Below are 26,186 nucleotides of genomic sequence, written 5' to 3'. Positions count from 1 at the left end.
GGAGGGCGGCCACGGCGCCACCCTTGCCGCCCCGCACCGCCGGCCCTACACTTGCCGGACGCATCCGGAGTCCCCGCCATGGCCGATGACCGCCGTCCCCGACCGCCTGCACCGCCGCCCGGCCTCGCCGAGGAGCGCGCGGCCTTCACGCCTGCACCGGCGCCGGAGGGGCGTGTCGGGTGGGACGACTCGTGGACGTGGGAAACCATGCCGGCGGCGCTGCGGGAAGAGCTGGAGCGGCGTTCCGACGAGGCGCTGACCTGCCCGCGCTACACGACTGAGGAAGTCATGGCCTACAGCATGGAGGTCTTCCGTCAGCTCGTCGCGGAGATGCCTGAAAAATGACGCAGGTCGTGTGGTCCGCTGCGGCCCGCGCCGATGTCGTCAGGATTCTACGCTTCAATGTCGCAGCCAAGGGGGCGGAACGGGCTCTTCACCTTCAGCTCCGGTTGATCGAGTACGTGTCGCAACTGGAACCGCGGAGAGCGGTTTCGTTTGCGAAGCACCTCAAGTACCGGTCGCCGGACGGCTACATTGCCATCTGCCGCGCCAACGGCGACGAACTGCTCCTCATCGGCCTCTTCCACGAGCGGGAAGACTGGACGGCCCTCCTGGCCCGCCGCCTCGCCAAACCCGACCCGGCATAGAAAAAGGGAGGCCGCTCCGGCCCAGCCATTCCACAAAGGTGTTGATGGCGAACCCCATCCATGATTGACTTCATGGGTGGGGTTTCCCCTTGGCGCGGGAGGTGGTTTTGGGTGATGGAGAACAAAAATCGAACAATGACTTTGCGGACGGACCTTCTGCTAACGGGACGAACACTCTGCCGGAAATATCTCCGGCAGGTAGAACGCGCCCTATCCCCGATGCCTGCAAGCATATCGAGGTGAATTTCTGTAAAATGCCAGGGTGCGAGAACTTCGGGGTGCCGCCCAGGAAGGGCTTGATCATCAAGGGACGCGGCTCAGGCGCACAGGACCGCTATACCATCCTCGGGAACAAAGATGGCGGCTCTTCCCTGATGTGCAGCGGTTGTCGCCGGACCACCCGCATCAAGAGCAATCTGGCTGTCCACGAGGAATTCGAAAGACAGTCTGCCTACCTGTTCGTGCCGCATCCGCTGTCGTGCCCTGATGCTTCTTGTATCAACCACCGCCCCACAAAGGAAAGCCTGAAAACGGGCTTCCGGAAATACGGGCAGACGAAATCAGGCTCCGACCGATGGCAGTGCCGGGAGTGCAAGAAGACATTCGCGTTGGGGAAGCCAACTGTCGGTCACAAGAAACCGCACATCAATATTCGGGCGTTCGAGTTGATCGTGAACAAGGTTCCGCTCAACCGAATGGCGGAAATCCTGGATGTCAGCTACAGCACACTCTACGGAAAGATCGATTTCATCTACGAGCAGTGTCGGTTATTTGCTGCATCCCGCGAAAGTCAGCTTCGGCAGATGGAGTTCAAGCGGCTCTATCTCAGCACCGACCGACAGGACTACCTTGTGAATTGGGGCGAGCGATCAGCAAGGAAGACCATTCAGTTGACAGCGGTCGCGACAGCCGAACAGGGCAGCGGCTACATCTTTGGTCTGACGCCGAACTTCGATGCGTCTGTGGACCCTGCGGAAATCGAACAACGGTGGGTTGATGAGCGGGAATCGACCAAGAGGCCGCATATGCGTTCCCTGGCCCGCGTGTGGACCGAGTTCGATTACCGGATGTCGATGGCTCGTGCTGGGCGGCTTGGTGAAGATGCCGCAGCACCAGCGCGTGACGATCTCGATGCACCCGAGCTTATGGACCTGGGACAGCAGCTACCGAAGAACGGCGCGCAAGTTCACGCCGATTACCTTATGCACGGGCACTACTGGTTTCTGCGGTCGCTGACGCATGGGGCCGAAAAGCTGCGCTTCTATATCGACCAAGACGCTGGTCTTCTCCATGCGTGCCTTGGTGCTTTCGCTGACAAGGTTCGGGACCGACAGGCGGACGTGGTGCAGGTGGACATTCAGAAGAACCTCACCATCGACCAGCGGAAAAATGCGCATGGGAAGGCGCGTCGGTGGTTCGAGGGGGAGCGGGCACGGTTCCCTGGCATGAAGGACAACGTTATTCGGACCGCAATCCTTGCCGAGCGGATCGCGGCAGCCAAGGAAGCCAGCAAGACCGAGAAGGGGAAGCTACAGGAAGTGTGGCTGGAATACCCGTTCCCGGACATGGCCGAGCCTGGGAAGAGGCTACGTTTCGTGACTGACCTGGACGACTACGACGACCATCACGTGGCGAATCTGTTGATGAAGGGGTCGCTGTGGCCGGTGGATACGGTGTTCAACCGCATCCGGCGGCGGATGAGCATGTTCGAGAGGCCGGTGCAGTCGGTCAGGCGTGCGCGGCGCATGTGGCACATCTATGCGCCGTATGACGCGGCGATGGTCGAGAAGATGCTGACCATCTTCCGCGTCTGGCACAACTACGTGTGGATCGATTCCAAGGCGAAGAAGACCGCTGCCGAGAAGTTGGGCATGGCCGAGGGCAAGGTCAGGATGCAGGACATCGTATATTTCGATGTCCGGAAATCCATTTGATAAATAAGTTCATCGCCTTTTCAGGAGAAAGCGCACGATGATCTATCTTATTTCATGGATTTACCGCCTCAACATGAGCACGGGCGAAATAGACGCTTGGAATAAATTCGGGATTCCACCGAAATTTTCACTCTTGCGGTGGCTTTTCTGTCGATTTGGTTTCAGAGATTTCTGGCTTCGACCGCAAGAGCGTCGAGCAAATCCCCGAAGTTTCGGATCGCCTGATCGCGACGGTCCTGTTGGGGAACAGAGTCAGGAACAATAATCGGTGTGTAAATGACCTGCTTCTCATCCACTAAGCCTGTGAAGTCATAACGCCAACCGCTGTAGTCAGTGTTGTAACCCATGTCTGTGCAGGTGACGGTGACGCACATTCCTTATCTCCCTGTCGCAACCGCGTGGACACTAGGTGATCGGCAGTCCATTCCGCCGATAGAGCATCTTCTACAGAAGCAACCTTACAATGTCTACAGGAGAGGACATGTCCGAACGGGGGCTGGATACCCCCCTGTATGTTCTTGTTATGCTCCATCGTGGAGGTCTGTGATGGAAGCTGGTCGGCTTGGTCAACACCTGTGGTTCCGGGACTGTGATGACATCCGTCACCTTGTGCGGATCGCCAGCATCCAGATGGTATGTGACGCTGACCCGGCACAGGACGAGACGGTCCTGTTCGTCGCCAACAAGCAGCTTCGCGTTCCCATCCCGCTCGACGCGTTGATGCCGATGATCGACCCCGCCGGGCGACAGAAGCAGTCACGGTAGGGAAGCACGCATCCCGTTCACCAACCGCTCCAACAGGTCAGCGAATTCCAGAACAGCCTTTGGCTTGACCACGATCCGCTGGGTCGGCTGATAGCTGGCATCCCCCGACTTCTCGACATACTTCGCGTCCACGTGCCCGTCGTTGTGCCCCAGCACGTGGCGGCGCTGGAAATACACGTTCAGGCGGTCGATCTCGTCCTGGCGCAGAAAGGCGGTGAACGCCTTCCCGGTGATCTTCTCCCATTCGTCGCTGGCGCCCGACAACCGTTGGAACAGGTTGCCCTTGCTCTTGGCCGGGGGAGCACCTGTGGCACGCTCGTAGAGGTGCTTCGCGACCGTCTCGAACTGCGTGACGCCGCCCTTGATGGCGTCTTCCAGCAAGGTGTTCGCCAGATCGGTTGCCATGTCGCGGTCCATTACCTCGCGCAATGTCGCTATGGCTTCCGGAAGCCTACGCACCTTTTCCAGTTTGGCTGCGAACAGGGCTTCGGCGTCATGATGCCCGCAGCCAGGACAGAAATAGGCCGTGCCGGTGAAGCCATAACGGAAGCCACAGTTCCCGCACGTCAGCTTTGACCGCATCACTTCCGCTGCTGCGAGAGGAACCATGACAGGTGCGGGGGAGGTCGAGCCTCGGTAGTCCATGCGCATCTGGATGAAGGAATTCGACCGCTGCCGCCGGTTGAAGTCCTTCGTTATGTCGCCCAAGACCTTGTTGATGTGGCCGCTCAGTAGGTGCTTGGCCTGCGCGAGAGCCTGTTCCTTTCCTCGCTCAATCTGCTCGGTTGTCCACCAGCTACGGGGACCAGCCTCGTGTCTACAGAACGGGCAGTAGATCGTCGATTCTTCGGTCAAGGCATGCCAATCAGCAGCATGAACTTTGAACTGCGATAGACACTGCTCGTTCGGGCACTCCTTGTCGTAATAGCCATCCTCATCTTCCTCCACCGGGATGGTCACTTCGAGCTTTTCGGGGAACGGACGGTGGATCGGCATGGGTGGCTCCGCATTTAAGGTCGCACTACCTGTAGTGTATGCGAAGACACGAAATCCACAAGATGTTCTGCACAAAGACAAGGAGCGTCGCCTTGCGACGACGCTCCAAGTATCAACACCTTTGTGGAATGGCTGGCCGCTCCGGCCTCCCTTCGCACATCGCGCCGCCATGCCGCGGCGGGTGGGTGATCAGCCCTGCTCTTCGTCGTCCGGGGCCTGGTCGCCGTGCTGGGCGGGGCGGCCGAAGACGGTTTCGATGGTCGGTTCGTCCACCTGCACCGGACGGGCGGAGGGGCCGGGTTCGGCGGTATAGCCGCCGGAATTCGAGTCGCTCTCGTAGGCCGGGGTTTCCGTTTCCTGCTGCGGCAGGGCACGGCGGCGCGGGGCGGCCAGGATCAGGGCCTTTTCCAGGTCGGCTTCCGTGCACAGGCCGAGCGTCACCGGGTTGCGCGGCTTGATGCCGGCCGAGTTCCAGTGGGTGCGGTCGCGCACGGCGGTGATGGTCGGCTTGGTGGTGCCGATCAGCTTGCACAGCTGGGCGTCCGACAGTTCCGGGTGGTGCTTGAGCAGCCACGAGATGGCGTCGGGGCGGTCGTGCCGCTTGGACACCGGCGTGTAGCGGGCGCCCTTGGAGCGCTGCTGCGGCGTCGGGATGTCGGAGATCTTCAGGCGGAGCTTGTGGTTCTGGTTCTTCTCGCCACGCTCGATCTCCTCACGGCCGAGCTGGCCGTTGGCGACCGGGTCCGCGCCCACGATGCCGGTCGCGACCTCGCCGTCGGCGATCGCCTGGACCTCGAGCTCGTGCATGCCGCAGAATTCGGCGATCTGCTCGAACGTGAGGGCCGTGTTCTCCACCAGCCAGACGGCCGTTGCCTTCGGCATGAGAGGCAGCGCCATGTATCTTCCTTCCGAATCGTTCCGAGAGACTGAAAAACGGACTGTTCCTTTACGGTATTCCGCAGCGAGAATCAAACGCCATACACCGCCGCCGGGTCTGCCGGGTGGACGTCGAGAACGATCTTCCCGATGTGGGCGGAACTCTCCATCAAGTGGTGCGCCGCGGCCGCTTCGGCAAGGGGAAACACCTTGTGGATCACGGGTTTGATGCGTCCGGCGTCGAGCAGCGGCCAGACCTTCTGGCGCAGCTCGGCGGCGATGGCGGCCTTGTCGTCGGTGGGGCGCGAGCGCAGCACCGAGCCGGTGAAGGTCAGGCGCTTGAGCATCATGGGCATGAGGTCCACCTGCACCTTCGAGCCCTTCAGGAAGGCGATGGAGACGTGGCGCGCTTCCGGCGCCATGGCCTTCATGTCGCGGCCGATGTAGTCGCCGCCGACCATGTCGAGGATGACGTCCACGCCCTTGCCGGTCTTGGCCCGCACCACCTCCACGTAATCCTCGCGGCTGTAGTCGATGGCGACGTCGGCGCCCAGGTCGCGGCAGGCGCGGCACTTGTCTTCCGACCCGGCGGTGGCGAAGACGGTGGCGCCGAAGGCCTTGGCGAGCTGGATGGCGGTGGTGCCGATGCCGCTCGACCCGCCGTGCACCAGGAAGGCCTCGCCGGCCTGCAGGCGGCCGCGCTGGAACACGTTGTGCCACACGGTGAAGAAGGTCTCCGGCAGGGCGGCGGCCTCGGCCGGCGAGAAGCCCTGCGGCACCGGCAGGCACAGGCGGGCGTCGGCGACGGCGTACTCGGCATAGCCGCCGCCCGACAGCAGGGCGCAGACCACGTCGCCGGGGGCGGGGCTGGTGACGCCCTCGCCGACGGCTTCCACCACGCCGGCCACTTCCAGGCCGGGAATGTCGGAGGCGCCCGGCGGCGGCGGATAGTTGCCCTGGCGCTGCAGCACGTCCGGCCGGTTGACGCCGGCGACCGCCACCCGGATCAGCACCTCGCCGGCGCGCGGGGCGGGCAGGGGGCGGCTCGCCGCCTTCAGCACGTCGGGGCTGCCGGGCTCGGTGATCTCCACGCAGGTCATGGTGGGCGCCATGGGCTCGATCCTCTCGTCAGTGTCACGGGGCTCCTTGTCTGGTAGTGTGTCACCCCTCAGGTATGCAAGCACGAACGCAGAGGAGGCCCCGATGGCACTCGATACCGACGAGCTGGAACCGCGCCCCCCGACGCTGGCGCCCCGCGACCTCGAAATCATGTCGGTCGAGGGCTTGCGCGACTACATCGGCGAGCTGGAGGGCGAAATCGCCCGCGTGCACGAGGTGATCGCCCGCAAGGAGCAGGCCCGCCAGGGCGCCGAAAGCTTCTTCCGCAAGAAATGAACCGCCGGACCGGCTCGCCAGGGGCCGGCCAGACAGAGGGGAGAACCAGGACGTGTTGACAGGCAAGACGGCGCTCATCACCGGCTCGACCAGCGGCATCGGCCTCGCCATGGCGCAGGCGCTGGCCCGTCAGGGCGTGAACATCATGCTCAACGGCTTCGGCGACCCCGACGAGATCGAGGCGCTGCGGGCGGGTATGGAAAAGGACTGCGGCGTGCGCGTCGGCTACCAGTTCGCCGACCTCGCCAAGGGCGACGACGCGGCCGCCCTGGTGCGGCGGACAGAGAGCGAGTTCGGCGGCGTCGACATCCTGGTCAACAACGCCGGCATCCAGCACACGGCGCCGACCCAGGACTTCCCGCTGGAGAAGTGGGACGCCATCATCGCGGTGAACCTGAGCGCGGCCTTCCACACCATCCGCGCCGCCCTGCCGGGCATGCAGAGCCGCGACTGGGGCCGCATCATCAACGTCGCCTCGGTGCACGGGCTGGTCGCCAGCATCGACAAGGCGGCCTACGTGGCGGCCAAGCACGGCATCGTCGGCCTGACCAAGGTGGTGGCCCTGGAAAACGCCCAGCGCCACATCACCTGCAACGCCATCTGCCCCGGCTGGGTGCGCACGCCCCTGGTGCAGGCGCAGATCGAGAAGCGCGCCGAGGCCGTCGGCGGCACCGTGGAAGAAGGCGCCCGCGACCTGGTGCGCGAGAAGCAGCCGTCGCAGCGCTTCGTCATGCCCGAGAACCTGGCGGCGCTCGCCGTGTTCCTGTGCACCGAGGCGGCGGACGGCATCACCGGCGCCTCGCTGCCCATGGACGGCGGCTGGACCGCCCAGTAACGGCCCGCAGAGGCTCCACCGCAAAGACTACGGGCGGGCGCCCATCCGGCGCCCGCCCGTTTGCGTCAGGCCGCCTGCTGGTCGCCGGCGGCGGTCGCGTCGTCGGTCTTGTGCTCCAGCACCCGCGAGGGTTCGCCGCGGCTGATGGCGATGCGGCGGGGCTTCTTCTCCTCCGGCACCTCGCGCTGCAGTTCGACGTGCAGCAGGCCGTTCACCAGGCGCGCACCGCGCACCTTGATGTGGTCGGCCAGTTCGAAGCGGCGCTCGAAGGCACGGGTGGCGATGCCGCGGTGCAGATAGCGGCGGCCTTCGTCGGCGGCGTCCGGCTTGGCGAGCCGGCCGCTGATGACGAGGGTGTTGTCGTGGACGGTGATGTCGAGATCGTCGTCGGAGAACCCGGCGACCGCCATGGTCACCCGGTAGTCGTCGTCGCCCAGCTTCTCGATGTTGTAGGGCGGGTAGGACAGTGCGGCGTCGTCGAGGCGCGCAGCGGTATCGAGCAGACGCCCGACGTTGTCGAAGCCCACCGTGAAGCGGTGCAGGGGGGCGAGATCATGAGCACGCATGGTCATATCCTCCACAGAGCAATATGGCGTCGATACGTCCGAAGCCCGTATCGGCGGTGCGATGGAAAGAGCGCCGCGGTCCCGTTGGACGGCGACCGGCGGTCGGTGGGGATATGGAAAAGCGTCGGCCGCCCGTCAAGAGGGGCGGCCGGGCGAGGGCAGGGCGCGGACCGATGTGCCGGCGGTGGTCAGCCCGGAGTCGGCTGCTGGGCGGCGCTGCCGACGGGACGCAGGGCACGCTCCACGGCGGCCTTGCGGGCGGCGGCGGCCGGAGCCGGGGCCGGCGGCTCGGTCGGCACCGGCTCGCGGCCCTTGGGGGTCTGCTCCGGGTCGGCGGCATCGGCGTCGGCGGCGCTCCAGCCGATCTCGTAGGCCTCCACGGCGTCGCGCACGCCCTTCAACTGCAGCGGGCCGAGGGGCTTGAAGGTGAAGGCCTTGCCGGCGCACAGGTCGCGCACGATGGCGGCGCAGACGATCTGCTGCTCGTCCGCCGCGTTGCACAGGCGGGAGGCGAGCTGCACAGTGGCGCCGAAGTAGTCGTTGTCCTCGGCGATCGGCTCGCCGGAATTGAGGCCGACGCGCAGCTTGATGGGCATGTCGGGCCGCGCCTCGTTGTGCTCGGCGATGCCCTGTTGGATCTGCACCGCCGCCGATACGGCGTTGGCGGTGACGGGGAAGGTGGCCATGATGCCGTCGCCGGTGTGCTTCACTTCGTTGCCGTCGAAGCGAGCGAGGGCGGAGCGGACGATGGCATTGTGCGCCCGCACCGCCTCCTGCGCCGCCTCGTCGCCGACGGCATGGGTCAGGTCGGTGGAGCCCACCATGTCGGTGAAGACGATGGTGATCATGGTCGGCGCGGCGGCCTTGGTGGCCGGCGTGTTCCATTCCTTCATGACGGTGCCGAGGTCGGCGAAGGCGTCGTTGGCCTTGGCGAGCCACTTCTCCATGGCCTTGCGGCCCGACTGCGCCATGGCGACGTAGCGCGGCTCCAGCATGTATTCGTCGAGCTTGTCGACGAAGGACTGCGCCAGCGCCGGCTTGGTGCCGATGACCTCGATGGTCTCGCGCAGCAGCTCCAACTGGCGGTCCTGGCGGTTGCGGTCGCACAGCACCCGCGCCGCGCCGGCCAGGTAGAGGTTGACGCCGAACTTGTTGAAGGCGTCGAGCTGCGGATGGGTGGTGCGCAGCACGCGCACGGCCGCGCCCAGGAACTTCATCATGCGCGCGCGGTCCTGCTCGTACTTGAGCGTCTCCGGATCGGGTTCCGGCTCCTCGCGTACGGGCTTTTCGGCCGGCTTGGCCGCTTCTTCGGCCTTGGGGGCCTTGGCGGGGTCGGCCTCGGCGACGGCGACCTTCTTCAGCGCCTCGCGCGCCTCGGCGGCGGCCTTGGTGGCGGCTTCCGCCTCCTTCTTCTGGCGGGCTTCCAGTTCGGGGTCGTGGTGGCCGGGGGCGTCGGCCTCGGCCAGCTTGCGGTCGGCCTCCGCCTTGGCGGCGGCGGCGTCCTGGTCGGCCTTGGACTTGCGCTTGGCGTCGCGTTCCTTCTCGGCGGCGGCGGTGGCGGCCGCTTTGGCGGCCGGGTCTTCGGCCTCGTCGTCGGCCTTGTCCTTGTCCATGAAGCCGTCGAGCGGCACGTAGGCCATGACCAGCGGCACGGCGCTGAGCAGGAACAGCGCGACGAAGACCATGAACAGCAGGCTCGACAGGCTGGTGCCGATGGTCACGCCCATGCCGGCGAGCTGGCCGACGAACAGCGAGGCGAGACCGGTGCCGAGCACGGCGATGATGAGGGCGCTGACCATGACCATGGACAGGCGCAGCACGAATTCCCGTGCCGAGGCCTTGGGTGCCGTGGCGCCTGCCGCGCCGGTGCCCGTCCAGGCGAAATCGGTGCGGCCGTAGCCGCCCACCAGGGCGCCGGGCGCGCTGGCGCGGGCGCTGGCGGCGCGCGCCTCGGCCTGTGCCTTGCGGGCGCGCGGGCTGACGTAGGCGACGGCTTCTTCGCTGGAATTGCTCTCGGGGTACCAGGTCTCGCGCATGACCTTGGTCGGCTTCGACGTCTGGCCTTCGACGTTGATCGCCTCGTCGATGGCCTTGGTGCGCTCGTCCCCGGGGAAGCGGGCGTAAAGCGACCACTCCTTCCCCTCGAGTACGTAGACCTCGTAATTGACGATCGCCGGCATGCTGCCTGACCCATCCTGATCCCGGTCGCGGCCCTTCTGCCCACCGGTGTACGGCCCCTTTCGGCCATCAGCCCGTTATGGGGTCCCCCGCACGACTGTACAATGACCGCGATCACAGGGCTACGCCTATACGCCGCCCGTGCAAAAAGCCCGTTCTCCTGCGCGAAGAACGGGCTTTTTTGCCGGTCGCGACGCAGGCGCCGCGGCGGTCCGCCTGTTACGACTTGATGCCGAAGCTGGCGAAGCGCTTGTTGAACTTGGCCAGCTGACCGCCGGTGTCGAGCAGGCGGTGCACGCCCGTCCACGCCGGATGCGACTTGGTGTCGATGTCCAGACGCAGGGTGTCGCCCTTCATGGTCGAACGCGTCTTGAACTCGGTGCCGTCGGTCTGGATGACCGTGATCTCGTGGTATTCGGGGTGGATGTCGTTCTTCATCGTCCGCCTCGGGGTCCTGAAAAGAGCGCGTTGTATAGCTCAGGCCGTCCGCCCTTTCAAGGGCGGTGCCGCAAAAACGCGCAGGCATTGGTTGGACGCCTGTTTAGCGCTGATCGAGCTTCAGTTCAATACGTCGATTGCGTGCCATGGCTTCCTCGCCGTCGCCGGTGACCAGCGGCTGGTATTCGCCGAAGCCCGCGGCGGCCAGCCGTTCCGGCGAAACCCCCTGGCTGATGAGGAATTCCACCACGTCGATGGCGCGCGCCGCCGAAAGCTCCCAGTTGTTGTCGAACTCGGGCGTGCGGATGGGGCGGCGGTCGGTGTGGCCGTCGACGCGCAGGATCCAGTCGATGTCGTCGGGGATCTCGTCGCTGATGTCCTTGATGGCGGCGGCCAGCTTCTTCAGGTCTTCCTCACCGGCGAGTCCGAGGGTGGCCGAGCCGGTGCCGAACAGGATTTCCGACTGGAAGACGAAGCGGTCGCCCTCGATGCGGATGCCCGACCGGTTGCCGAGGATCTCGCGCAGGCGGCCGAAGAACTCCGAGCGATAACGCTGCAGTTCCTGCACCTTGGACGCCAGCGCCTGGTTGAGGCGGCGGCCGAGGTCGGCGATCTGCGCTTCCTGCTCCTTGCTGAGGGCTTCGGAGGCCTCGAGCGTCTCGTTCAGGCGGGCGAGTTCGTTCTTCAGCGCCTCGATCTGCTGTTCCAGCAGGGCGGCGTGGGCGCGCGCCTCCATGGACAACTGCTGCTCGCCGGCCAGTTGCTCGTCGCGTTCCTCCAGCTTGCCGGCCATCTCCTGCAGCTGGCGGTCGAGGTCGGCCTTCAGGGCCTCCAGCGCCTTGATGTCCTGCTGCAGGCTGGCGATGGTGTTCAGCTGGCGGGCGATTTCCGCCTTGTCTCCCTCGCGGGCGCCCTGCGCTTCCGTCAGTTGCTGGTCGAGGCGCGCCGTTTCCTGCGCCGTCTGCCGTAGGGTCGCCTGCAGGTTCTCCACCTGGGCATTGGCCGCCGTCAGCTGGGCGGTCAACTGTTCCACGTTCAGGCGCATGTCGTCGTTGGCGGCGCGCTCGATGGCGAGCAGGTCGCTCAGTTCCGCCACCTGCCGGCTCAGGCGCTCGAGCGCCGCCTCGCGCCCGGATAGCATCTGGCCGAGGAAGAACTGCGCCAGCACGAACACCATCAGCACGAAGATGATGATGATGACGAGCTGGGCCATGGCGTCGACGAAGCCCGGCCAGTAGTCCTGGCTGCGGCGGTTGCGGCGACGGGAGGAAAGGGCCATGCGGCGTCCCCGTTGGAGGTGCGGCGGTTACGACTGGCGGTGGTCGGGCTCTTCGGCCAGCGCCGCGATGGTGCGGGCGAGCAGCTTGATCTCGCTGCGCACTTCCTTGACCGTGTACTCGCGGCCGCGCGCCAGTTCGTCGACCACCCGCTGCAGGGCGACGTCGACGTTGCGCAGGTGGCTGCGGCTGGCGTCGTCCATGCCGAAGCCGCCGGTGGCCGCGGCCTCCGCCAGGCGCTGCAGCAGGGGACGCAGTTCCTGCTGGCTCTCGGCCATGCGCAGCAGCAGCGTCTGTTCCGTGCGCATCTGGTCGGTCAGCGTGGTCAGGCGGTCGGTCAGGTCGCGCAGCTGGCTGTTGGCGCCGGTGCGGGCTTCTTCCGTGCGCGAGACAGTGTACTGCAGTTCCTGCAGCGACTCGGCGGTCTGCTCCAGCAGGGCCTGGATGTAGACGGGCACCGAGGTGTCCGCTTCGATGCCGCCGCCGCCGCTGCTCACCTTGGTGACGCCCGACAGCCAGTCTTCCAGGTCGTTGAAGAAGGCGTTCTGCGCCTGGCCGGCCTGCAGGTCGACGAAACCCAGCACCAGCGAGCCGCCGAGGCCGAACAGCGAGGAACTGAACGACGTGCCCATGCCCTGCAGCGGCTGCTCCAGCCCCTGCTTCAGGTTGTCGAACACCGCCTGCATGTCCGACGCGCCGCCGATGCTCAGCTGGCCGATGACGTCGCCGACGGCGGTGATGGTCTGCATCAGGCCCCAGAAGGTGCCGAGCAGGCCGAGGAAGATGGACAGGCCGATGAAGTAGCGGCTGATTTCGCGGCTTTCGTCCAGGCGCGAGGCGATGCCGTCGAGCAGCGAGCGCATGGCCGGCGCCGACAGCGAGAACCGCCCCTGACGGTCGCGCGGGCCCTGGCCGAGCATGGTCGCCATGGGGGCGAGCAGGCGCGGCGCCTCGCCCGACGCGACGGCGGTGCGGTTCTGGCGGAAGTCGTCGATCCAGTCGGCCTCGGGGCCGAGCATCACCACCTGCCGGATGTTGAGGCCGACGCCGATGAGCAGCACGCCGAGGATGAGGCCGTTGAGCGCCGGGTTCGCCATGAAGGCTTCGAGCAGCGGCGCGAACAGCAGCCCCGCGACCACGAGCACGGCGGCGAGGAAGACGCCGATGCGGACCAGGTATCGTCTGGGTCGTATCATGGATGCTCAGACCTTCCTTCGACGGGCCCGGCCGGAGCGTCCGGCGGGCACCCGCAGGGATGTAGTGGCCGGCGCGCCCTTCAGCGCTCCAGCACGATCACGTCGACACGGTCCGCCGGGCCGTCGGGCACGCGGTTGCCGAGGGCGCGGACCTCGATGCGGGTCGAGGCCACGCCGGCGTCCACCAGTTTGGCGCGCACCGCCAGGGCCCGCGACAGCGACAGGCGGCGGCTGCTGCTTTCTTCCTCCGGCCCGCCGGGCGCATAGGCGTTCAGGCGCACCCGCGCGCCCGGATCGGCGGAGAGCGCGGCGGCGAGACGGGCCACGTCGGGGGCGTTGTCGGCGGCGGGATCGGCGGTGGCCGGCACGAAGGCGATGGTCAGCGCCTCGGGCGCGGCGGCCGGCGTCACGGGCTGGGCTGCCGGAGCAGCAGTGACGACGGCCGGCGTCACGGCCGGGGCAGCGGGCGGTTCGGCCGGGGCGACGGTGGCGGGCGCGGGCGGCTCTGCCGCAGGGGCGGCGGGGGTGGGCTCGCGGGCGACCAGATCCTCCTGCGGCGCCTGATCGGGCCCGAGGGCCGCCGGGGCAGGGGCGGGAGGCGGCGGGGCGGGAGCCGGTTCCGGCACGGCGACCGGCGCGGGCACGGCGACCACCGGGGCAGCCTGTGCCGGCGCTGCGACGGCCACGGGGGCCGCGGTCGGCTTCGGTGGCGTCTTGGGCTGCGCCACGACCGGCGCCGGCTTGGTGGCGGGGGCCGGCTTCTGCGGCTTCGGCGCGGCGGCGCGCGGCGGCGCAGGCGATGTCGGGCGGGCGGGGGGAGTCAGGCTGCCGGGCGAGGCAGGCACCAGCAGGCGGCTCTGCGGCGGCCGGGCGCCGGGAAAGGCGAGGCCGGGGTCGGTGCCGGCGTAGGGCGCGGCGGCCTGCGGGAACACCTGGACGGCGGCTCCGTCGGCGTGGGCCGGCAGGGCGGCAGTCGACACGGCCAGACCGGCGGCGAGGCCGAGGGCCGTGAGGGAGGGACGCTCCAGGCGGGTCATGAGCAGGCGGCTGCCTCCGCGCAGGTGACGGGCGGATGCCCCGAACTCCATACGTCGTCGGGGCATCCGCTACCGGTATATATCAAGGCACGCATCGGGGGCAACCCGGGCGCGAACCCGATCCTTGCGCAAGATCAAGCGTTTGCCTTGCGGATCAGGTCCGTCAGCGGGCCGATCAGCTTTTCGTTGGCGGCGACGATGTTGCCGGTCTGCAGCGGGTCGCCCTTGCCCTCGAAGTCGGCGACGAAGCCGCCCGCTTCCTTGATGATCAGGATGCCCGCGGCCACGTCCCACGGCTTCAGGCCGTGTTCCCAGAAGCCGTCGTAGCGCCCGGCCGCCACATAGGCGAGGTCCAGCGCCGCCGAGCCCAGGCGGCGGATGCCCGCCGTGTGGGTCATGACGTGCGCCAGTTCACGCAGGTAGGGGCCGTGCTCGCCGCGCCCCAGGTGCGGGATGCCGGTGCCGATGACCGCGTGGTCCAGCCGCTGACGGCCGGCGACGCGCAGGCGGCGCTCGTTCAGGAACGCGCCGCCGCCCTTCTCGGCGAAGAACAGCTCGTCGGTGATGGGGTTGTAGATGACGCCCGCGATCAGCTCCCCGGCCCGTTCCAGGCCGATGGAGATCGCGAAGTGCGGCATGCCGTGGATGAAGTTGGTGGTGCCGTCGATCGGGTCGACGATCCACCGGTGCCCGAGCGCGCCTTCGTCGGCCGGCGTCTCGCCGCCTTCCTCGCCCAGAAAGCCCCAGCCGGGCCGGGCCTTGCCCAGTTCGGCACGCAGGACCTTCTCGGCGCGGACGTCGGCGGCGGAGACGAAATCGCTCGGGCCCTTCAGGGACACCTGCAGCTGTTCGACTTCACCGAAGTCGCGCACCATGGACCGCGCCGCCTTCTTGGCGGCGTTGACCATGACGTTCAGGTTGGGGGAACGCAAAGCCATCGGGTGATGCTTGTCCTCAGTCCTTGGCGCGTTCGACGTAGGAGACGTCGCTCGTGTTGACCACGATGCGGGTGCCGGCCTCGATGAACGGCGGAATCATGACCTTCAGGCCGTTGGACAGCAGGCCCGGCTTGTAGGAGCTGGACGCGGTCTGGCCCTTCACGACGGCATCGGCCTCGACGACCTCGAGCACCACGGTGCTCGGCAGGTTGATGGAGACCGGCTTGCCTTCGATGGTGTCGACGACGACTTCCATGCCGTCCTGCAGGAACGCGGACTGTTCCTGCGGGATGTCGTCGGACGTCATCATGAACTGCTCGAAGGTTTCCTTGTCCATGAAGTGGAAACCGCTGTCGTCGGCGAACAGGTAGGTGCAGTCCACCTGGCGGACGTCCAGCTTCTCCACGGTGTCGGCGGTGCGCCAGCGCTCGTTGGTCTTGTTGCCCGACGCGACGTCGCGCATTTCCACCTGAATGAAGGCGCCGCCCTTGCCCGGCTGGATCAGCTGGATCTTGAGCACCTGCCACTGCTTGCCCTCGTGCTCGAGAACATGGCCGGGACGAATCGTGTTGGCCTGGATCTTCATCGGAAGTCTACCAAGTGAGTGTGATTGATCGATTGACGGAGTTGCCGGGTTCTATCAGGTTGCCGGGCCCGTGGCAACCACGGCCCCGCTGCCCCTCCGCATGAACGGATACCGCCGATGGCCGTTTCCCCGTCCGCTCCCGCCGCCGGCCGCCCGTGGTGGCACCCCGAGGCCGTCGCCGAGCGCCTGCCGCACCTGCGCACCCGCGCCCGCGTGATCGCCACCCTGCGCCGCTACTTCGACAGCCGCGGCTTTCTGGAGGTGGAGACGCCGTATCTGCAGGTGGCGCCGGGGGCGGAGGTGCACCTGAAGGCCTTCGCGACCGAGCTGGAGGACCCCTTCGGCGGCCCGTCGCAGCGCCTCTATCTGCACACCAGCCCCGAGTTCGCCATGAAGAAGCTCATGGCCGGCGGCGTTCCGCGCCTTTATCAACTGGCGCGCGTCTGGCGCAACGCCGAGCGCAGCCCGACCCACAGCCCCGAGTTCACCATGCTGGAATGGTATCGCGCCGGGGCGGGCCTGGAAGACCTCATGGACGACTGCGACGCCATCCTGTCGGAAACCGGCGTCTGCCCGCGACCGGCGGAGCGCCTGTCGGTGGACGAGGCCTTCCGCCGCTGGGTCGGCTTCGGTGTGCTGGAGACGGTCGACGACCCGGAGTCGCCCGACCCCGACCCGCGCCCCTTGCAACAGGCCGCCGCCGCCCTCGGCCACGCCGCCCGCCCCGGCGAGCGGTGGGAGGACATGTTCTTCCGCCTGATGCTGGAGTACGTGGAGCCGAACCTCGGCCGCGACGGCCGCGCCACCATCCTGCATTCCTGGCCGGCCTGCATGGCCGCGCTGGCCCGCCGCTCGCCGGCCGATGCGCGGGTGGCGGAGCGGTTCGAGATCTATTACCAGGGCATCGAACTGGCCAACGCCTTCGCCGAACTCACCGACCCGGTGGAACAGCGCCGCCGCTTCGAGCACGACATGGCGCTCAAGGACCGCCTCTACGGCGAGCGCTGGCCGGTGGACGAGGAGTTCCTGGCGGCGCTGGAACTTGGCCTGCCCGACTCCGCCGGCATCGCGCTCGGCCTCGACCGCCTGGTGATGCTGGCGGCGGGCGTGGACGACATCCGCCAGGTGCTGTGGGCGCCGGTGGGGCGGGAGGGGTAGGGCGGGCGACCGTCAGCCGGCTCGGCGCTGTTTCAGTTCCGAGCGCGCCGCTTCGGCCAGGAAGGCGCTGCGGTTGGTGGTGACCGCATCGATCTCGGCCAGCAGGTCTTCGTCCATGCTCACGTTGACCCGCACGGACCGGCTCGGCAGGACCGCCCGCACCATGATGCGGGCTACCTCCTGCACCTCGGGATCGGCGGGGATGCTTCGCGGGTCAGACGGGTCGGGGATCGGGTCGCCGTCCTCGATCATGAGCCGCAGGTGGCCGGTCAGGCCGACCTCGGCGTTGCGGGCCGCCGCCTGAAGATCGGCGCCGCCGCTGGTGCAGCCGGGCAGGTCGGGGAAGAAGACGCTGAAGCCGGTGTCGTCGTCGCCCTCGACGATGGCGGGGTAGTAGCGGATGCCCATGGCACGTACCTCCTAACGCAGGCGAAGGCCGGACTGGCGCTCGATGCTCTTCACCGTGCCGATGCTGATGTCCTTCATGGGGTGCGGCACGGTGACCTTGCCGGGCTTGAGCGGGTGCTTGAAGTGGTGGTGGTCGCCGCTCACCGCGACGAGCCGCCAGCCATCTTCTTCCAGCGCCGCGATGATGTCGCGGCTGCTCACGCTCCTGCCCATTCCATCTTCCCCACGGCGTGCGTTACCAGCGTGGGAGCGTGGACGGGTTCCTGTCAATTGGGAAGTGTGTAGCCATTGCGCAACGGCTATCAGGCGTCCCGCCCCATCAGCCGGTTCAGCTCCCGCACCGCCGCCTCCGGCCCTTCGGGCCAGGTCCACACGCCCGACGATACCGCCAGGAAGTCGGCGCCGGCGCGGATCAGGGGCTCGGCGTTGGCGGGGGTGATGCCGCCGATGGCGACGCAGGGCACCGTCATCATGGACTGCCACCACTCCAGGATGCCGATTTCGGCCTGGGCCTTGGGCTCCTTGGTGAGCGTCGGGTAGAAGGCGCCGAAGGCGACGTAGTCGGCGCCTTCCTCGGCGGCCAGCATGGCGAGGTGGCGGCTGTCGTGGCTGGTGACGCCGACGATGGCGTCCGGCCCCATGATCTTGCGCGCCTCGCGGTAGGGCGTGTCGTCCTGGCCGACGTGCACGCCGTCGCAGCCGGTGGCGTGGGCGAGGTCGGGGCGGTCGTTGAGGATCACCGCCACTTCACGGTCCTGCGCCACCGGCAGCAGGGCCTCGACGGTGCGGCGCACGGTGTCGTCGTCGACGTCCTTCAGGCGGATCTGCAGCGCCGCCACGTCGCCGGCGTCCAGCGCCCGCGCCAGCGTCGCGGCGAAGGCGCCAAGGTCGTCCAGCCGCGGCGGGGTGATGAGGTAGAGGCGGCAGGGCTCGCGGTCGATGTCCTCCAGCGGTCCCTCGTCCTCGTCGTCGTCTTCCAGGTCGCGGTCGAGGTCGTCGGGCAGGTCGTCGTCGCGGTCGGCCATGGTCGGCATGCTTTCTGTTGGAGCGTCGGATGCTGAATGCTGCGGCCGTTGTAGCCCTCGGGCGGCCGTTACGCCAGCCCGAGAAAACGCCGGCAGGCCGCCGCCGGGTCACGCTCGCCCCGCAAGTCGAGCAGCGGCGCGGCCGGCGCCGTGTCCACCAGGGCGCCGAACGCCGCCGCCGTCTCGACCACCGCGGCGACCGCCGGGCCCGGATCCAGCCGCACCGCCGGGGCGCCGGCCCGCAGCGCCCCGAGGGCGAGGCCGGGGGCGTCGGCGCAATCGAGCACCGGCAGCGCCTCCGGGCCGCACTCTGCGGTGAGGGCGGCGAACCACGGGGCGCCGGCGCGACGGGCGCAATCGGGCGGGCTCTGCACGATCACCCGCACCCTGGCCGCCTGCGCGGCGGCGCGGGCGGCGGCGACGTGCGCCGGCGTGTGGACGACGATGCGGGGCGGCGGCGTAGTCTCTGTCATGGTCGAACGAGGGAAAACCCCAGCCACATGGACTGTCAACGCCGGTTCTAAGCCGTTGACGGCTTCGGGGTCTGCGAATATTCTGAGGCACAACTCAAGAAATCGGCGATAGGGCTTTGAAAGACTTATCGATCTATAAACTGAAGCGCATCGACGGTGCGGTCGCGGCCCTGGCTGCGGCCGTGCAGCGGCTCGAGGATTCCGCCGCCGCCACCGCCACGGCCCACGAGGAAGAGCGTGCCCGTCTGACCGACGAGCGCGACCGCGCCGCCGAGGAACGCGACACCTTCGCCGCCGAACTGGCCCAGCGTCAGGACCGCGAGTCGACCCTGGCCGCGGAAAACGCCCGTTTCGCCACCGAGATCGAGACCCTGCGCAACCAGCTGGCGCGTGCCCAGGCGGAGAATGCCCGCCTCGCCGACGCCCAGCGCGCCGCCGTGGCGGAAGACCGCGCCGAGCTGACGGCCGAACTGGTCGCCGTGCGGGCCGAGGCCGAACGGCTCGACGCCGAACTGGCCGAGGTGCAGGGCGAGCGCGACCGGCTGACGGCGGATCTCGCCGTGGCCCGCGAAGCCGCCGGCTCCGGCGAAGGACTGGCTGCCGATCTGGCGGCGGCGCGGGCGGAAGCCGAGCATCTGGCCGCCGAACTGGCCGACGTGCGGGCGGAACGCGATCGCCTCGCCAACGATGTGGCGCAGGGCGCGTCGGAGGGGATCGACGCCGAGGAATTCGCCGCGGTCCGTGCCGAGGCCGAACGGCTCGACGCCGAACTGGCCGAGATCACCGCCGAGCGCGACCGGCTCTCGGAGCAACTGGCCCAGGTGCGCCGCCGGGTCGAGGAAGCGGCCGCCCTGCAGGGCCGCGGCGAGCAGGCCGTCGCCGAACTGGCCGCCGCCCGCAGCGAGGCGGAGCGCCTGACCGCCGACCTGACCGAGGCGCGGGCCGAGCGCTCCCGCCTGACCGAACAGCTGGCCGCCCTGCGCACCGAACACCAGCGCCTGAAGGACGCCTCCGGCCGCATCACCGGCCGGCTCGACACCACCATCGGCCGCCTGCGGGCCGTGCTGGAACAGACCTGACGCCGGGGGAGCACGTCACGTGGGACAGGTCACCGTCACCATCAACGAACGGACCTACACCGTCGCCTGCGACGACGGTCAGGAAGAGCACATCCGCCAGCTCGGCGACTACCTGGACGCCCGGGCGCGCGAGCTGGTGCGCACCGTCGGCATGGTCAGCGACAATCTTCTGCTGGTCATGACGGCGCTCACCGTCGCCGACGAACTGACCGACGCCCACGGCGAGCTGGAGGCCCTGCGCGGCGACGGCGAAGCCCGCGAACAGGCCGAGGCGGACGTGGTGGAATCGCTCGATGCGGTGGCCCAACGCATTTCAACGGTTGCCGACCGGCTCGATCGGTCCTAAGTATGGTGTCGCGAAGCTGCCCGGTGCGTTAGGCCGCACAACTCCCGGGGGCTATAAATATAGAATTGGGAGCTGTCCCTGGTAGGGCCCTGGCCTTACTACACGGCGCCCACGTAGTGCTCGTGGCCCAGGTGGAGGTCGCGTAGAGCCGACGGCCAGGGTGGCTTCGCATCCCTTCTTTCCCGGCGCTGACCGCCGGGTCCGTCCGCAGACAGGCTCCGACCGGTTCTTTCCCATGACCCCAACCGCCGACACCAAGCAGCGCCTGCGCGCGGAGTGTCTGGCGAGGCGCCCGGCCGTTGCCGAGGCCGCCGGGCGGGGCAGGGCGGCACAGGCCCTGCGCGACGTCTTCCTTCAGCATTGGACTCCCTCTCCCGACGCCGTGGTCGCCGGCTTCTGGCCCATGCGCGAGGAGATCGACGTGCTGCCGCTGCTGACCGCCGTGGCGGAGGCGGGCGCCCGCGCCTGCCTGCCGGCGGTGGTGGGCAAGGCGCAGCCGCTGGAGTTCCGCGCCTGGCGTCCCGGCATGGCGCTGGAGGACGGCCCCTACGGCACGCGGCACCCGCCGGCCGCTACGGGCTCCGTCGAGCCGTCGGTGGTGCTGGTGCCGCTGGTCGCCTATGATCGCGCCGGCGGTCGGCTCGGCTACGGCGGCGGCTTCTACGACCGCACGCTGCAGGCCCTGCGCCTGCGCCGGCCGGTGCTGGCGGTCGGCGTCGCCTATGCCGGTCAGGCGGTGCCGCAGGTGCCCGAGGAGGCGCACGACGAGCCGTTGGACTGGATCGCGACGGAAACCGGCATCATCGTGGTGAACAGGCGAAAGGACACGGCATGAGGCTTCTGTACCTGGGAGACGTGGTCGGCCGCGCCGGCCGCGACGCGGTGCTGGAGCACCTGCCGGACCTGCGCCGGACCTTGAAGCTGGACTGCGTCGTGGTGTGCGGCGAGAACGCGGCGCACGGCTTCGGCATCAACACCCGCATCGTCGAGGACATGCTGCAGGCCGGTGTCGACGTCATCACGCTCGGCAACCACGCCTGGGACCAGCGCGAGATCCTGTCCTACATCGACCGCCAGCCGCGCCTCGTGCGGCCGGCCAACTTCCCGCCCGGCACGCCGGGGCGGGGTTCCACCCTGTTCGTCACCGAACGCGGCCGGAAGGTGCTGGTCATCCAGGTCATGGGCCGGCTGTTCATGGATCCGCTGGACGATCCCTTCCAGTCGCTCGAAGCCGAGTTCGCCCGCCACGGGCTGAAACGGTCGGTCGACGCCATCATCGTCGACGTCCACGCCGAGGCGACCAGCGAGAAATGTGCCGTCGGGCACTTCTGCGACGGCCGCGTGACGCTGGTGGTCGGCAGCCACACACACGTGCCCACGGCCGACTACAGCATCCTGCCGGGCGGCACGGCCTACCAGTCCGACGCCGGCATGTGCGGCGATTACGACAGCGTCATCGGCATGAAGAAGGACGGCGCCATCCAGCGCTTCGTCCGCAAGCTGCCGGGCGAAAAGCTCTCGCCCGCCGAAGGCCCGGCCACCGTCTGCGGCCTGTTCGTGGAAAGCGACGACGCCACCGGCCTCGCCAAGCGGGTGGAGCCGGTGCGCCTGGGCGGCCGTCTGGCGTCGACGGTGCCGGTGCTGTAACGCCGCCGCCGCCGCGCCGCCGCGCCGCCGCGGCCGCCGTCAGGCGGCGCGGATCTGACGCAGGAAGTCCTCCACCTGCCCGCGCAGGGCCGTCGCTTCCTTGCCGAGCGCCTTGGAATTGCCGAGCACCGTGCTCGCCGCCTCGCCGCTTTCGCGGGCGGCGACCGAAACGCCCTCGATGTTGCTGGTCACTTCCTGCGTGCCGGCGGCCGCCTGCTGGACGTTGCGGGCGATCTCCTGCATGGCCGCGTCCTGTTCCTCGGTGGCGGCGGCGATGGCGGTGGAGATGTCCTCGATGCGGCGGATGGTCTGGCTGAAGTGGTCGATGGCGGTCACCGAGCGGTCGGTGGCCTGCTGCACCTCCTGGATCTGCCGCGTGATGTCCTCCGTCGCGCGGCTGGTCTGGGTGGCGAGGTGCTTCACTTCGTTGGCGACGACGGCGAAACCCTTGCCGGCATCGCCGGCACGGGCCGCCTCGATGGTGGCGTTGAGCGCCAGCAGGTTGGTCTGGTCGGCGATGTCGCCGATGAGGGTGACGACGGTGCCGATGCTGTCGACGGCGCCGGCCAGGCCGCGCATGACGCCGGTGGTTTCCACCGCTTCCCTGACGGCGGCCTGGGCGACGGTCTTGGCCTGTTCCACCTGGCGGGCGATTTCCGCTGTGGTGGCGCTGAGTTCCTCGGTCGCGCTCGCCACGGTCTGGACGTTGGCCGAGGTTTGTTCGGCGGCGGCGGCGACGGCGCTCGCCTGACGGCTGGTCTGGTCGGCGGCGGCCGAGACCGACTGGCTGGCGTCCTGCATGCTCTCGGCAGCCCGGAACACGTCGCCGACGACGGCGCCGACGCTCTTCTCGAAACGGTCGGCCATGTCGAGCATGGATTGCCGGCGCGCGGCGGCGGCGCGTTCCTCGGCGGCGGCCTGTTCGGCCTTCATCTCCTCCACCTTGCGGGCGTTGTCGGCGAAGATGCCCATGGCGGCGGCCATGGCGCCGATTTCGTCGGTGCGGTCGCGGTCGGGGATCTCGGTCGACAGGTCGCCGCGGGCGAGGCGGTTCATGGCCCCGGTCATGCGCGACAGCGGCCGCGTCAGGCTGCGCGAGAACCAGAAGCCGAGCGCCGCCACGGCGGCCACCACCAGCCCGCCGGCCGCCAGCAGGATGGTGCGCAGGCGCACCACCGGGGCGAAGATCTCGGCGCTGTCGGCCTCGGCCAGGATTGCATAGGTGGTGCCTTGCACGGTCAGCGGCGCGTAGGCGGAGACGACCCACTCGCCGCGGTAGTCGCGCACCTCCTGCACGCCGCTCTGGCCGGCCAGGGCGGCGGCGGCGGCGGAGGTGTCCACCTTGGTCTTCAGCAGCGTGTCGGACTGCGCGAGGCGGGAGTTGGAGCGCATGAGCCCGTCGGTGCCGACCAGATAGGTCTCGCCGGTGCGGCCGAGCCCGCTCGGTTCCTGCATGACGGCGTCGATGCGGTCGATGGGCATCTGGAAGGCGAGAACGCCGAGGAACCGGCCGCCCTGGTCCCGCACCGGCGCCGCCACGAAGCCCGCCGGCGCCCCGGCCGACGGGGCATAGGGGGCGAAGTCGACGAAGGCCTGGCCGGCGCCGCCCGCCTCGGCCAGTTGCCGCGCCTCCCGGAAGGCCTGGGCGAGGCCGCTGCCGGCGAAGGGACCGTTCATCAGGTCGCTGCCGAGGTCGGACTCCTTGAATACCGTGTAGACCACGCGGCCCTGGTGGTCGATGAGGAACACGTCGTAGTAGCCGCGTTCCTCCTGCAACTGCTTGAACCACGGGTGGCGGCGGTCGTGGGCGGTGGCGTAGGCGCCGAGCGCCTCGGCCGGCCGGTCACGGCGGACGTAAGTCCCCTTCAGCGCCTCTTCGGCGGCCGGCAGGGCGCCATAGGCGGCCGCGAACTCACCGAGCGCCGACGCCACCGCCGGGCTCGCCGCGGTGACCGACAGGTCCTGGCGGATGGCGTCGAGATACTGGCCGACGGTGGCGCGCCGGGCATCGCGCACGGCCACCAGTTTCTCCTCCGCCGCCTCGGCGAGGGCGGTGGACGAGCGGTCGTAGGCGATCCAGGTGGTTGCTCCGACGGCAATGACGGCGGTGCCGACGATCAACGCCGGCAGTTTCGCGGCGATGGACATTCCTCGCAGCATCGTATCCCCCATTATCCAAACTGTTCTTGTGGTACCGCAGTCTGTTCCACAGAGCGTAGCACGAAAGGATAGAAATGACACCTGCGGTGGTTCGTCGCGCCGCGGTTGTTGCCGCCACGCCGCCCGCGCCAGACCCTTCCCACCGCCGTCCGTTCCTGCCATAGTCCGCGCCATTCGCGGGGCCGGAGCGTGGACTCCTGGCATTCACCACGACATCTGGTATAACTCCCCGCAGTGAACCCGTAGATACGGTCGGACGAGACGTTATGGCTGGTCATTCCAAGTTCAAGAACATCATGCACCGCAAGGGTGCGCAGGACGCCAAGCGCGCCAAGGTCTTCACCAAGCTCGCCAAGGAAATCACCGTGGCGGCGAAGACCGGGCTGCCGGAGCCGGACAAGAACCCGCGCCTGCGTGCCGCCATCGCCGCCGCGCGCGCCCAGTCCATGCCCAAGGACAACATCGACCGCGCCATCAAGCGCGCGCTGCCGGGCGGCGATTCCGCCGAATACTCGGAAGTGACATACGAAGGCATGGGGCCGGGCAACGTCTCCGTCATCGTCGAGACGCTGACCGACAACCGCAACCGCACCGCCGCCGACGTGCGTGCCGCCTTCACCAAGTACGGCAGCGGCCTGTCCACGGTCGCCTTCAACTTCGAGCGCGTCGGCCTGATCCAGTATCCGGCCGCCAAGGGCGACGCCGACACCATCCTGGAAGCCGCCATCGAGGCCGGCGCCCAGGACGTGGAGAGCGACGAGGAAGCCCACTCCATCTACACCGCGCCCGACGACCTGTCGGCGGTGCGCGATGCGCTGGAAGAGAAGCTCGGCGAGCCCGACGTCACGCGCCTGGACTGGAAGCCGCTGACGCTGGTCGACATCACCGACGCAGACCAGGCCAAGAGCCTGATGAAGTTCCTCGACGTGCTGGAAGACAACGACGACGTGCAGCGCGTGTCGGCCAACTACAGCATCGCCGACGAGCTGGCGGAAAGCCTCGACGCTTAAGCCGAAACCGGCGCGCGTCCACGGGCGGGGGAGAGAGCAGAGGCATGGTGATCCGCGTTCTCGGTCTCGACCCCGGCCTGCGCAACACGGGCTGGGGCATCATCACGGTGGACGGCAACCGCCTGCGGGCGGTGGCCGATGGCACCGTGCGGTCCGACGAGCGGCTGTCGCTGGCCGAGCGGCTGGCGCAGCTCTACGAAGGCCTCGACCGGGTGATCGCCGACTATGCCCCGCACGAGGCGGCGGTGGAGAACACCTTCGTCAACAAGAACCCAGCCTCGACCCTGAAGCTCGGCCAGGCCCGCGGCGTCGTGCTTCTGGCCCCGGCGCGGGCCGGCATCCCGGTCACCGAATACCAGCCGAGCCTGGTGAAGAAGGCGGTGGTCGGCACCGGCGGGGCGGCCAAGCAGCAGATGGGCATGATGGTGAAGGCCCTGCTGCCGGGCGCCGCCTGCGACAGCGCCGACAGCGCCGACGCGCTGGCCGTCGCCATCTGCCACGCCCATTTCCGCGCCTCGGCCGCGGCCCTGGCGCTGGCAGGGGTGGCGCGATGATCGCCAAGCTGAAAGGCCTGATCGACAGCCTCGGCGACGACTGGGCGGTGGTGGACGTCAACGGCGTCGGCTACCTGGTGTTCTGCTCCGGCCGCACCCTCGGCAAGCTGGCCGTCGGCGAGGCGGCGGCGCTGGAGGTCGAGACCCACGTCCGCGAGGACCACATCCACCTCTACGGCTTCGCCGACCGGGGCGAGCGCGACGCCTTCCGTCTGCTGACGACGGTGCAGGGCGTCGGCGCCAAGGTGGCGCTCGCCATCCTGTCGGTCGCGACGCCGCAGGTGCTGGCCCAGGCCATCGCCGCCGGCGACAAGGCGCCGCTGGTGCGCGCCTCGGGCGTCGGGCCGAAGCTGGCGGCGCGCATCCTGTCGGAGCTGAAGGACAAGGCGGCGACGCTCGGCGCCACCTTCGTGCCGGCGCCGGCGCCGGGAGTGCGCGTGGCCGCTGCAGCCGGCGCAGCCGATGCGGGCGACGTGGCGCTCGCCGGGTCGGTCGCCGAGGACGCGACTTCGGCGCTCGTCAACCTGGGCTACCGCCGCATGGAGGCCTTCGCCGCCGTGGCGCGCGCGGCCCAAGCACAGGGCGAGGCGGCCAGCGTGTCGTCGCTGGTGACGGCGGCGCTCAAGGACCTGGCGCAACTCTAAGGACGAGGAGGCCCGAAC

The 26,186-nt window shown here is 68.5% G+C and carries 31 protein-coding genes and 1 other RNA gene; 15 read left to right on the top strand and 17 right to left on the bottom strand.

Features of this window, described 5'->3' with window-relative positions; all coding sequences use genetic code 11:
- Positions 1-78 precede the first annotated feature (78 nt).
- From CRP50_RS15940 to CRP50_RS15930, 3 genes are all read left to right on the top strand, one after another.
- Positions 79-345, top strand: a complete 267-nt coding sequence (locus tag CRP50_RS15940) for a hypothetical protein (RefSeq protein WP_097280173.1) — start codon at positions 79-81, stop codon at positions 343-345.
- Positions 342-647 (top strand): type II toxin-antitoxin system RelE/ParE family toxin, encoded by a 306-nt coding sequence (locus CRP50_RS15935; protein WP_097280172.1) that lies wholly within the window; start codon positions 342-344, stop codon positions 645-647. Before CRP50_RS15940 ends, CRP50_RS15935 begins: the two co-directional genes overlap by 4 nt.
- A gap of 296 nt (positions 648-943) precedes the next feature.
- Positions 944-2,581, top strand: coding sequence for an IS1 family transposase (locus CRP50_RS15930; RefSeq protein ID WP_141415175.1), 1,638 nt, complete (start codon positions 944-946; stop codon positions 2,579-2,581).
- Positions 2,582-2,742: 161 nt separating this feature from the next.
- Here the strand turns inward: CRP50_RS15930 and CRP50_RS15925 are convergent, their stop codons facing one another.
- On the bottom strand, positions 2,743-2,955 hold the full coding sequence (locus CRP50_RS15925) for a hypothetical protein (protein ID WP_097280170.1): 213 nt from the start codon (positions 2,953-2,955) through the stop codon (positions 2,743-2,745).
- A gap of 172 nt (positions 2,956-3,127) precedes the next feature.
- Between CRP50_RS15925 and CRP50_RS15920 the strand changes: the two genes are divergently transcribed.
- A complete protein-coding gene (locus tag CRP50_RS15920; RefSeq protein WP_097280169.1) occupies positions 3,128-3,346 on the top strand; it encodes a hypothetical protein in 219 nt (72 codons plus the stop codon).
- On the opposite strand, the gene CRP50_RS15915 is transcribed toward CRP50_RS15920, so the two are convergent.
- The 3 genes from CRP50_RS15915 to CRP50_RS15905 all read right to left on the bottom strand — a co-directional run bounded on the left by CRP50_RS15915 (position 3,338) and on the right by CRP50_RS15905 (position 6,330).
- Positions 3,338-4,342: a hypothetical protein gene (locus CRP50_RS15915; protein WP_097280168.1), complete on the bottom strand. Its 1,005-nt coding sequence runs from the start codon at positions 4,340-4,342 to the stop codon at positions 3,338-3,340. The genes CRP50_RS15920 and CRP50_RS15915 overlap by 9 nt on opposite strands.
- 189 nt (positions 4,343-4,531) lie before the next feature.
- A complete protein-coding gene (locus CRP50_RS15910) occupies positions 4,532-5,239 on the bottom strand; it encodes a DUF1013 domain-containing protein (protein ID WP_097280167.1) in 708 nt (235 codons plus the stop codon).
- Positions 5,240-5,310: 71 nt separating this feature from the next.
- A complete protein-coding gene (locus CRP50_RS15905; RefSeq protein WP_097280166.1) occupies positions 5,311-6,330 on the bottom strand; it encodes an NAD(P)H-quinone oxidoreductase in 1,020 nt (339 codons plus the stop codon).
- A 91-nt stretch (positions 6,331-6,421) separates the two neighbouring features.
- Here CRP50_RS15905 and CRP50_RS15900 point away from each other — a divergent pair, with 91 nt between their 5' ends.
- The gene (locus CRP50_RS15900; protein ID WP_097280165.1) at positions 6,422-6,613 is read left to right on the top strand and encodes a DUF1192 domain-containing protein; all 192 of its coding nucleotides are present in this window, start codon (positions 6,422-6,424) and stop codon (positions 6,611-6,613) included.
- A gap of 52 nt (positions 6,614-6,665) precedes the next feature.
- Positions 6,666-7,448 carry a 3-hydroxybutyrate dehydrogenase gene (locus CRP50_RS15895; RefSeq protein ID WP_097280164.1) on the top strand — a complete coding sequence of 261 codons (783 nt, stop codon included), beginning with the start codon at positions 6,666-6,668 and terminating at the stop codon, positions 7,446-7,448.
- A gap of 65 nt (positions 7,449-7,513) precedes the next feature.
- Here the strand turns inward: CRP50_RS15895 and CRP50_RS15890 are convergent, their stop codons facing one another.
- The 8 genes from CRP50_RS15890 to efp all read right to left on the bottom strand — a co-directional run bounded on the left by CRP50_RS15890 (position 7,514) and on the right by efp (position 15,664).
- Positions 7,514-8,014 carry an Hsp20 family protein gene (locus tag CRP50_RS15890; RefSeq protein ID WP_097280394.1) on the bottom strand — a complete coding sequence of 167 codons (501 nt, stop codon included), beginning with the start codon at positions 8,012-8,014 and terminating at the stop codon, positions 7,514-7,516.
- A 188-nt stretch (positions 8,015-8,202) separates the two neighbouring features.
- Positions 8,203-10,194, bottom strand: a complete 1,992-nt coding sequence (locus CRP50_RS15885; protein WP_097280163.1) for an adenylate/guanylate cyclase domain-containing protein — start codon at positions 10,192-10,194, stop codon at positions 8,203-8,205.
- A gap of 217 nt (positions 10,195-10,411) precedes the next feature.
- Positions 10,412-10,630, bottom strand: coding sequence for a 50S ribosomal protein L31 (gene rpmE / locus CRP50_RS15880; protein ID WP_097280162.1), 219 nt, complete (start codon positions 10,628-10,630; stop codon positions 10,412-10,414).
- Positions 10,631-10,733: 103 nt separating this feature from the next.
- Positions 10,734-11,909, bottom strand: coding sequence for a peptidoglycan -binding protein (locus CRP50_RS15875; protein ID WP_097280161.1), 1,176 nt, complete (start codon positions 11,907-11,909; stop codon positions 10,734-10,736).
- 27 nt (positions 11,910-11,936) lie between these two features.
- A complete protein-coding gene (locus tag CRP50_RS15870; RefSeq protein WP_097280160.1) occupies positions 11,937-13,103 on the bottom strand; it encodes a flagellar motor protein MotA in 1,167 nt (388 codons plus the stop codon).
- 80 nt (positions 13,104-13,183) lie between these two features.
- On the bottom strand, positions 13,184-14,191 hold the full coding sequence (locus tag CRP50_RS15865; protein WP_097280159.1) for an OmpA family protein: 1,008 nt from the start codon (positions 14,189-14,191) through the stop codon (positions 13,184-13,186).
- Positions 14,192-14,274: 83 nt separating this feature from the next.
- Positions 14,275-15,078, bottom strand: coding sequence for an inositol monophosphatase family protein (locus CRP50_RS15860; protein ID WP_097280158.1), 804 nt, complete (start codon positions 15,076-15,078; stop codon positions 14,275-14,277).
- Between the two features lie 16 nt (positions 15,079-15,094).
- Positions 15,095-15,664, bottom strand: a complete 570-nt coding sequence (gene efp, locus CRP50_RS15855) for an elongation factor P (protein WP_097280157.1) — start codon at positions 15,662-15,664, stop codon at positions 15,095-15,097.
- Between the two features lie 117 nt (positions 15,665-15,781).
- Between efp and epmA the strand changes: the two genes are divergently transcribed.
- Positions 15,782-16,822: an EF-P lysine aminoacylase EpmA gene (gene epmA, locus CRP50_RS15850; protein ID WP_097280156.1), complete on the top strand. Its 1,041-nt coding sequence runs from the start codon at positions 15,782-15,784 to the stop codon at positions 16,820-16,822.
- A 12-nt stretch (positions 16,823-16,834) separates the two neighbouring features.
- Here epmA and CRP50_RS15845 read toward each other — a convergent pair whose 3' ends face one another.
- The 4 genes from CRP50_RS15845 to CRP50_RS25620 form a co-directional block, all read right to left on the bottom strand.
- Positions 16,835-17,230 carry a type II toxin-antitoxin system HicB family antitoxin gene (locus tag CRP50_RS15845; RefSeq protein ID WP_097280155.1) on the bottom strand — a complete coding sequence of 132 codons (396 nt, stop codon included), beginning with the start codon at positions 17,228-17,230 and terminating at the stop codon, positions 16,835-16,837.
- A gap of 12 nt (positions 17,231-17,242) precedes the next feature.
- Positions 17,243-17,431: a type II toxin-antitoxin system HicA family toxin gene (locus CRP50_RS15840; RefSeq protein WP_097280393.1), complete on the bottom strand. Its 189-nt coding sequence runs from the start codon at positions 17,429-17,431 to the stop codon at positions 17,243-17,245.
- Positions 17,432-17,532: 101 nt separating this feature from the next.
- On the bottom strand, positions 17,533-18,255 hold the full coding sequence (gene thiE / locus CRP50_RS15835) for a thiamine phosphate synthase (RefSeq protein ID WP_097280154.1): 723 nt from the start codon (positions 18,253-18,255) through the stop codon (positions 17,533-17,535).
- Positions 18,256-18,323: 68 nt separating this feature from the next.
- Complete coding sequence (locus CRP50_RS25620; protein WP_176525207.1) at positions 18,324-18,728, bottom strand: hypothetical protein; 405 nt, start codon at positions 18,726-18,728, stop codon at positions 18,324-18,326.
- A gap of 116 nt (positions 18,729-18,844) precedes the next feature.
- On the opposite strand from CRP50_RS25620, the gene CRP50_RS15825 reads away from it, so the two are divergent.
- The 5 genes from CRP50_RS15825 (at position 18,845) to CRP50_RS15805 (ending at position 21,800) form a co-directional block, all read left to right on the top strand.
- The gene (locus CRP50_RS15825) at positions 18,845-19,807 is read left to right on the top strand and encodes a hypothetical protein (protein WP_097280153.1); all 963 of its coding nucleotides are present in this window, start codon (positions 18,845-18,847) and stop codon (positions 19,805-19,807) included.
- Positions 19,808-19,826: 19 nt separating this feature from the next.
- The gene (locus CRP50_RS15820; protein ID WP_097280152.1) at positions 19,827-20,153 is read left to right on the top strand and encodes a cell division protein ZapA; all 327 of its coding nucleotides are present in this window, start codon (positions 19,827-19,829) and stop codon (positions 20,151-20,153) included.
- Positions 20,154-20,163: 10 nt separating this feature from the next.
- Positions 20,164-20,324, top strand: a non-coding RNA gene (gene ssrS, locus CRP50_RS15815) — 6S RNA.
- Positions 20,325-20,388: 64 nt separating this feature from the next.
- The gene (locus CRP50_RS15810) at positions 20,389-20,988 is read left to right on the top strand and encodes a 5-formyltetrahydrofolate cyclo-ligase (RefSeq protein WP_097280151.1); all 600 of its coding nucleotides are present in this window, start codon (positions 20,389-20,391) and stop codon (positions 20,986-20,988) included.
- The gene (locus CRP50_RS15805) at positions 20,985-21,800 is read left to right on the top strand and encodes a TIGR00282 family metallophosphoesterase (protein WP_097280150.1); all 816 of its coding nucleotides are present in this window, start codon (positions 20,985-20,987) and stop codon (positions 21,798-21,800) included. Before CRP50_RS15810 ends, CRP50_RS15805 begins: the two co-directional genes overlap by 4 nt.
- Positions 21,801-21,839: 39 nt before the next feature.
- Here CRP50_RS15805 and CRP50_RS15800 read toward each other — a convergent pair whose 3' ends face one another.
- Positions 21,840-23,948 carry a methyl-accepting chemotaxis protein gene (locus CRP50_RS15800; RefSeq protein WP_176525206.1) on the bottom strand — a complete coding sequence of 703 codons (2,109 nt, stop codon included), beginning with the start codon at positions 23,946-23,948 and terminating at the stop codon, positions 21,840-21,842.
- Positions 23,949-24,226: 278 nt separating this feature from the next.
- On the opposite strand from CRP50_RS15800, the gene CRP50_RS15795 reads away from it, so the two are divergent.
- The 3 genes from CRP50_RS15795 to ruvA are packed head-to-tail and all read left to right on the top strand — an operon-like array spanning position 24,227 to position 26,168.
- Entirely contained in the window at positions 24,227-24,970 is a 744-nt protein-coding gene (locus tag CRP50_RS15795) for a YebC/PmpR family DNA-binding transcriptional regulator (RefSeq protein ID WP_097280148.1), read from the top strand.
- Positions 24,971-25,020: 50 nt separating this feature from the next.
- Positions 25,021-25,524, top strand: coding sequence for a crossover junction endodeoxyribonuclease RuvC (gene ruvC, locus CRP50_RS15790; protein ID WP_176525234.1), 504 nt, complete (start codon positions 25,021-25,023; stop codon positions 25,522-25,524).
- Complete coding sequence (gene ruvA / locus CRP50_RS15785; RefSeq protein ID WP_097280146.1) at positions 25,521-26,168, top strand: Holliday junction branch migration protein RuvA; 648 nt, start codon at positions 25,521-25,523, stop codon at positions 26,166-26,168. Before ruvC ends, ruvA begins: the two co-directional genes overlap by 4 nt.
- The last annotated feature ends 18 nt before the right edge of the window (positions 26,169-26,186 follow it).

This window comes from Caenispirillum bisanense (assembly GCF_900230255.1).
Lineage (GTDB): Bacteria > Pseudomonadota > Alphaproteobacteria > Rhodospirillales > Rhodospirillaceae > Caenispirillum > Caenispirillum bisanense_A.
This window is presented reverse-complemented; position numbering and strand designations above follow the sequence as displayed.

Coding starts and splice junctions, on each gene's coding strand:
- CRP50_RS15940 (WP_097280173.1), top strand. CDS start 79: ATGGCCGATGACCGCCGTCCCCGACCGCCTGCACCGCCGCCCGGCCTC.
- CRP50_RS15935 (WP_097280172.1), top strand. CDS start 342: ATGACGCAGGTCGTGTGGTCCGCTGCGGCCCGCGCCGATGTCGTCAGG.
- CRP50_RS15925 (WP_097280170.1), bottom strand. CDS start 2,955: ATGTGCGTCACCGTCACCTGCACAGACATGGGTTACAACACTGACTAC.
- CRP50_RS15920 (WP_097280169.1), top strand. CDS start 3,128: ATGGAAGCTGGTCGGCTTGGTCAACACCTGTGGTTCCGGGACTGTGAT.
- CRP50_RS15915 (WP_097280168.1), bottom strand. CDS start 4,342: ATGCCGATCCACCGTCCGTTCCCCGAAAAGCTCGAAGTGACCATCCCG.
- CRP50_RS15910 (WP_097280167.1), bottom strand. CDS start 5,239: ATGGCGCTGCCTCTCATGCCGAAGGCAACGGCCGTCTGGCTGGTGGAG.
- CRP50_RS15905 (WP_097280166.1), bottom strand. CDS start 6,330: ATGGCGCCCACCATGACCTGCGTGGAGATCACCGAGCCCGGCAGCCCC.
- CRP50_RS15900 (WP_097280165.1), top strand. CDS start 6,422: ATGGCACTCGATACCGACGAGCTGGAACCGCGCCCCCCGACGCTGGCG.
- CRP50_RS15890 (WP_097280394.1), bottom strand. CDS start 8,014: ATGCGTGCTCATGATCTCGCCCCCCTGCACCGCTTCACGGTGGGCTTC.
- CRP50_RS15885 (WP_097280163.1), bottom strand. CDS start 10,194: ATGCCGGCGATCGTCAATTACGAGGTCTACGTACTCGAGGGGAAGGAG.
- rpmE (WP_097280162.1), bottom strand. CDS start 10,630: ATGAAGAACGACATCCACCCCGAATACCACGAGATCACGGTCATCCAG.
- CRP50_RS15875 (WP_097280161.1), bottom strand. CDS start 11,909: ATGGCCCTTTCCTCCCGTCGCCGCAACCGCCGCAGCCAGGACTACTGG.
- CRP50_RS15870 (WP_097280160.1), bottom strand. CDS start 13,103: ATGATACGACCCAGACGATACCTGGTCCGCATCGGCGTCTTCCTCGCC.
- CRP50_RS15865 (WP_097280159.1), bottom strand. CDS start 14,191: ATGGAGTTCGGGGCATCCGCCCGTCACCTGCGCGGAGGCAGCCGCCTG.
- CRP50_RS15860 (WP_097280158.1), bottom strand. CDS start 15,078: ATGGCTTTGCGTTCCCCCAACCTGAACGTCATGGTCAACGCCGCCAAG.
- efp (WP_097280157.1), bottom strand. CDS start 15,664: ATGAAGATCCAGGCCAACACGATTCGTCCCGGCCATGTTCTCGAGCAC.
- epmA (WP_097280156.1), top strand. CDS start 15,782: ATGGCCGTTTCCCCGTCCGCTCCCGCCGCCGGCCGCCCGTGGTGGCAC.
- CRP50_RS15845 (WP_097280155.1), bottom strand. CDS start 17,230: ATGGGCATCCGCTACTACCCCGCCATCGTCGAGGGCGACGACGACACC.
- thiE (WP_097280154.1), bottom strand. CDS start 18,255: ATGGCCGACCGCGACGACGACCTGCCCGACGACCTCGACCGCGACCTG.
- CRP50_RS25620 (WP_176525207.1), bottom strand. CDS start 18,728: ATGACAGAGACTACGCCGCCGCCCCGCATCGTCGTCCACACGCCGGCG.
- CRP50_RS15810 (WP_097280151.1), top strand. CDS start 20,389: ATGACCCCAACCGCCGACACCAAGCAGCGCCTGCGCGCGGAGTGTCTG.
- CRP50_RS15805 (WP_097280150.1), top strand. CDS start 20,985: ATGAGGCTTCTGTACCTGGGAGACGTGGTCGGCCGCGCCGGCCGCGAC.
- CRP50_RS15800 (WP_176525206.1), bottom strand. CDS start 23,948: ATGTCCATCGCCGCGAAACTGCCGGCGTTGATCGTCGGCACCGCCGTC.
- CRP50_RS15795 (WP_097280148.1), top strand. CDS start 24,227: ATGGCTGGTCATTCCAAGTTCAAGAACATCATGCACCGCAAGGGTGCG.
- ruvA (WP_097280146.1), top strand. CDS start 25,521: ATGATCGCCAAGCTGAAAGGCCTGATCGACAGCCTCGGCGACGACTGG.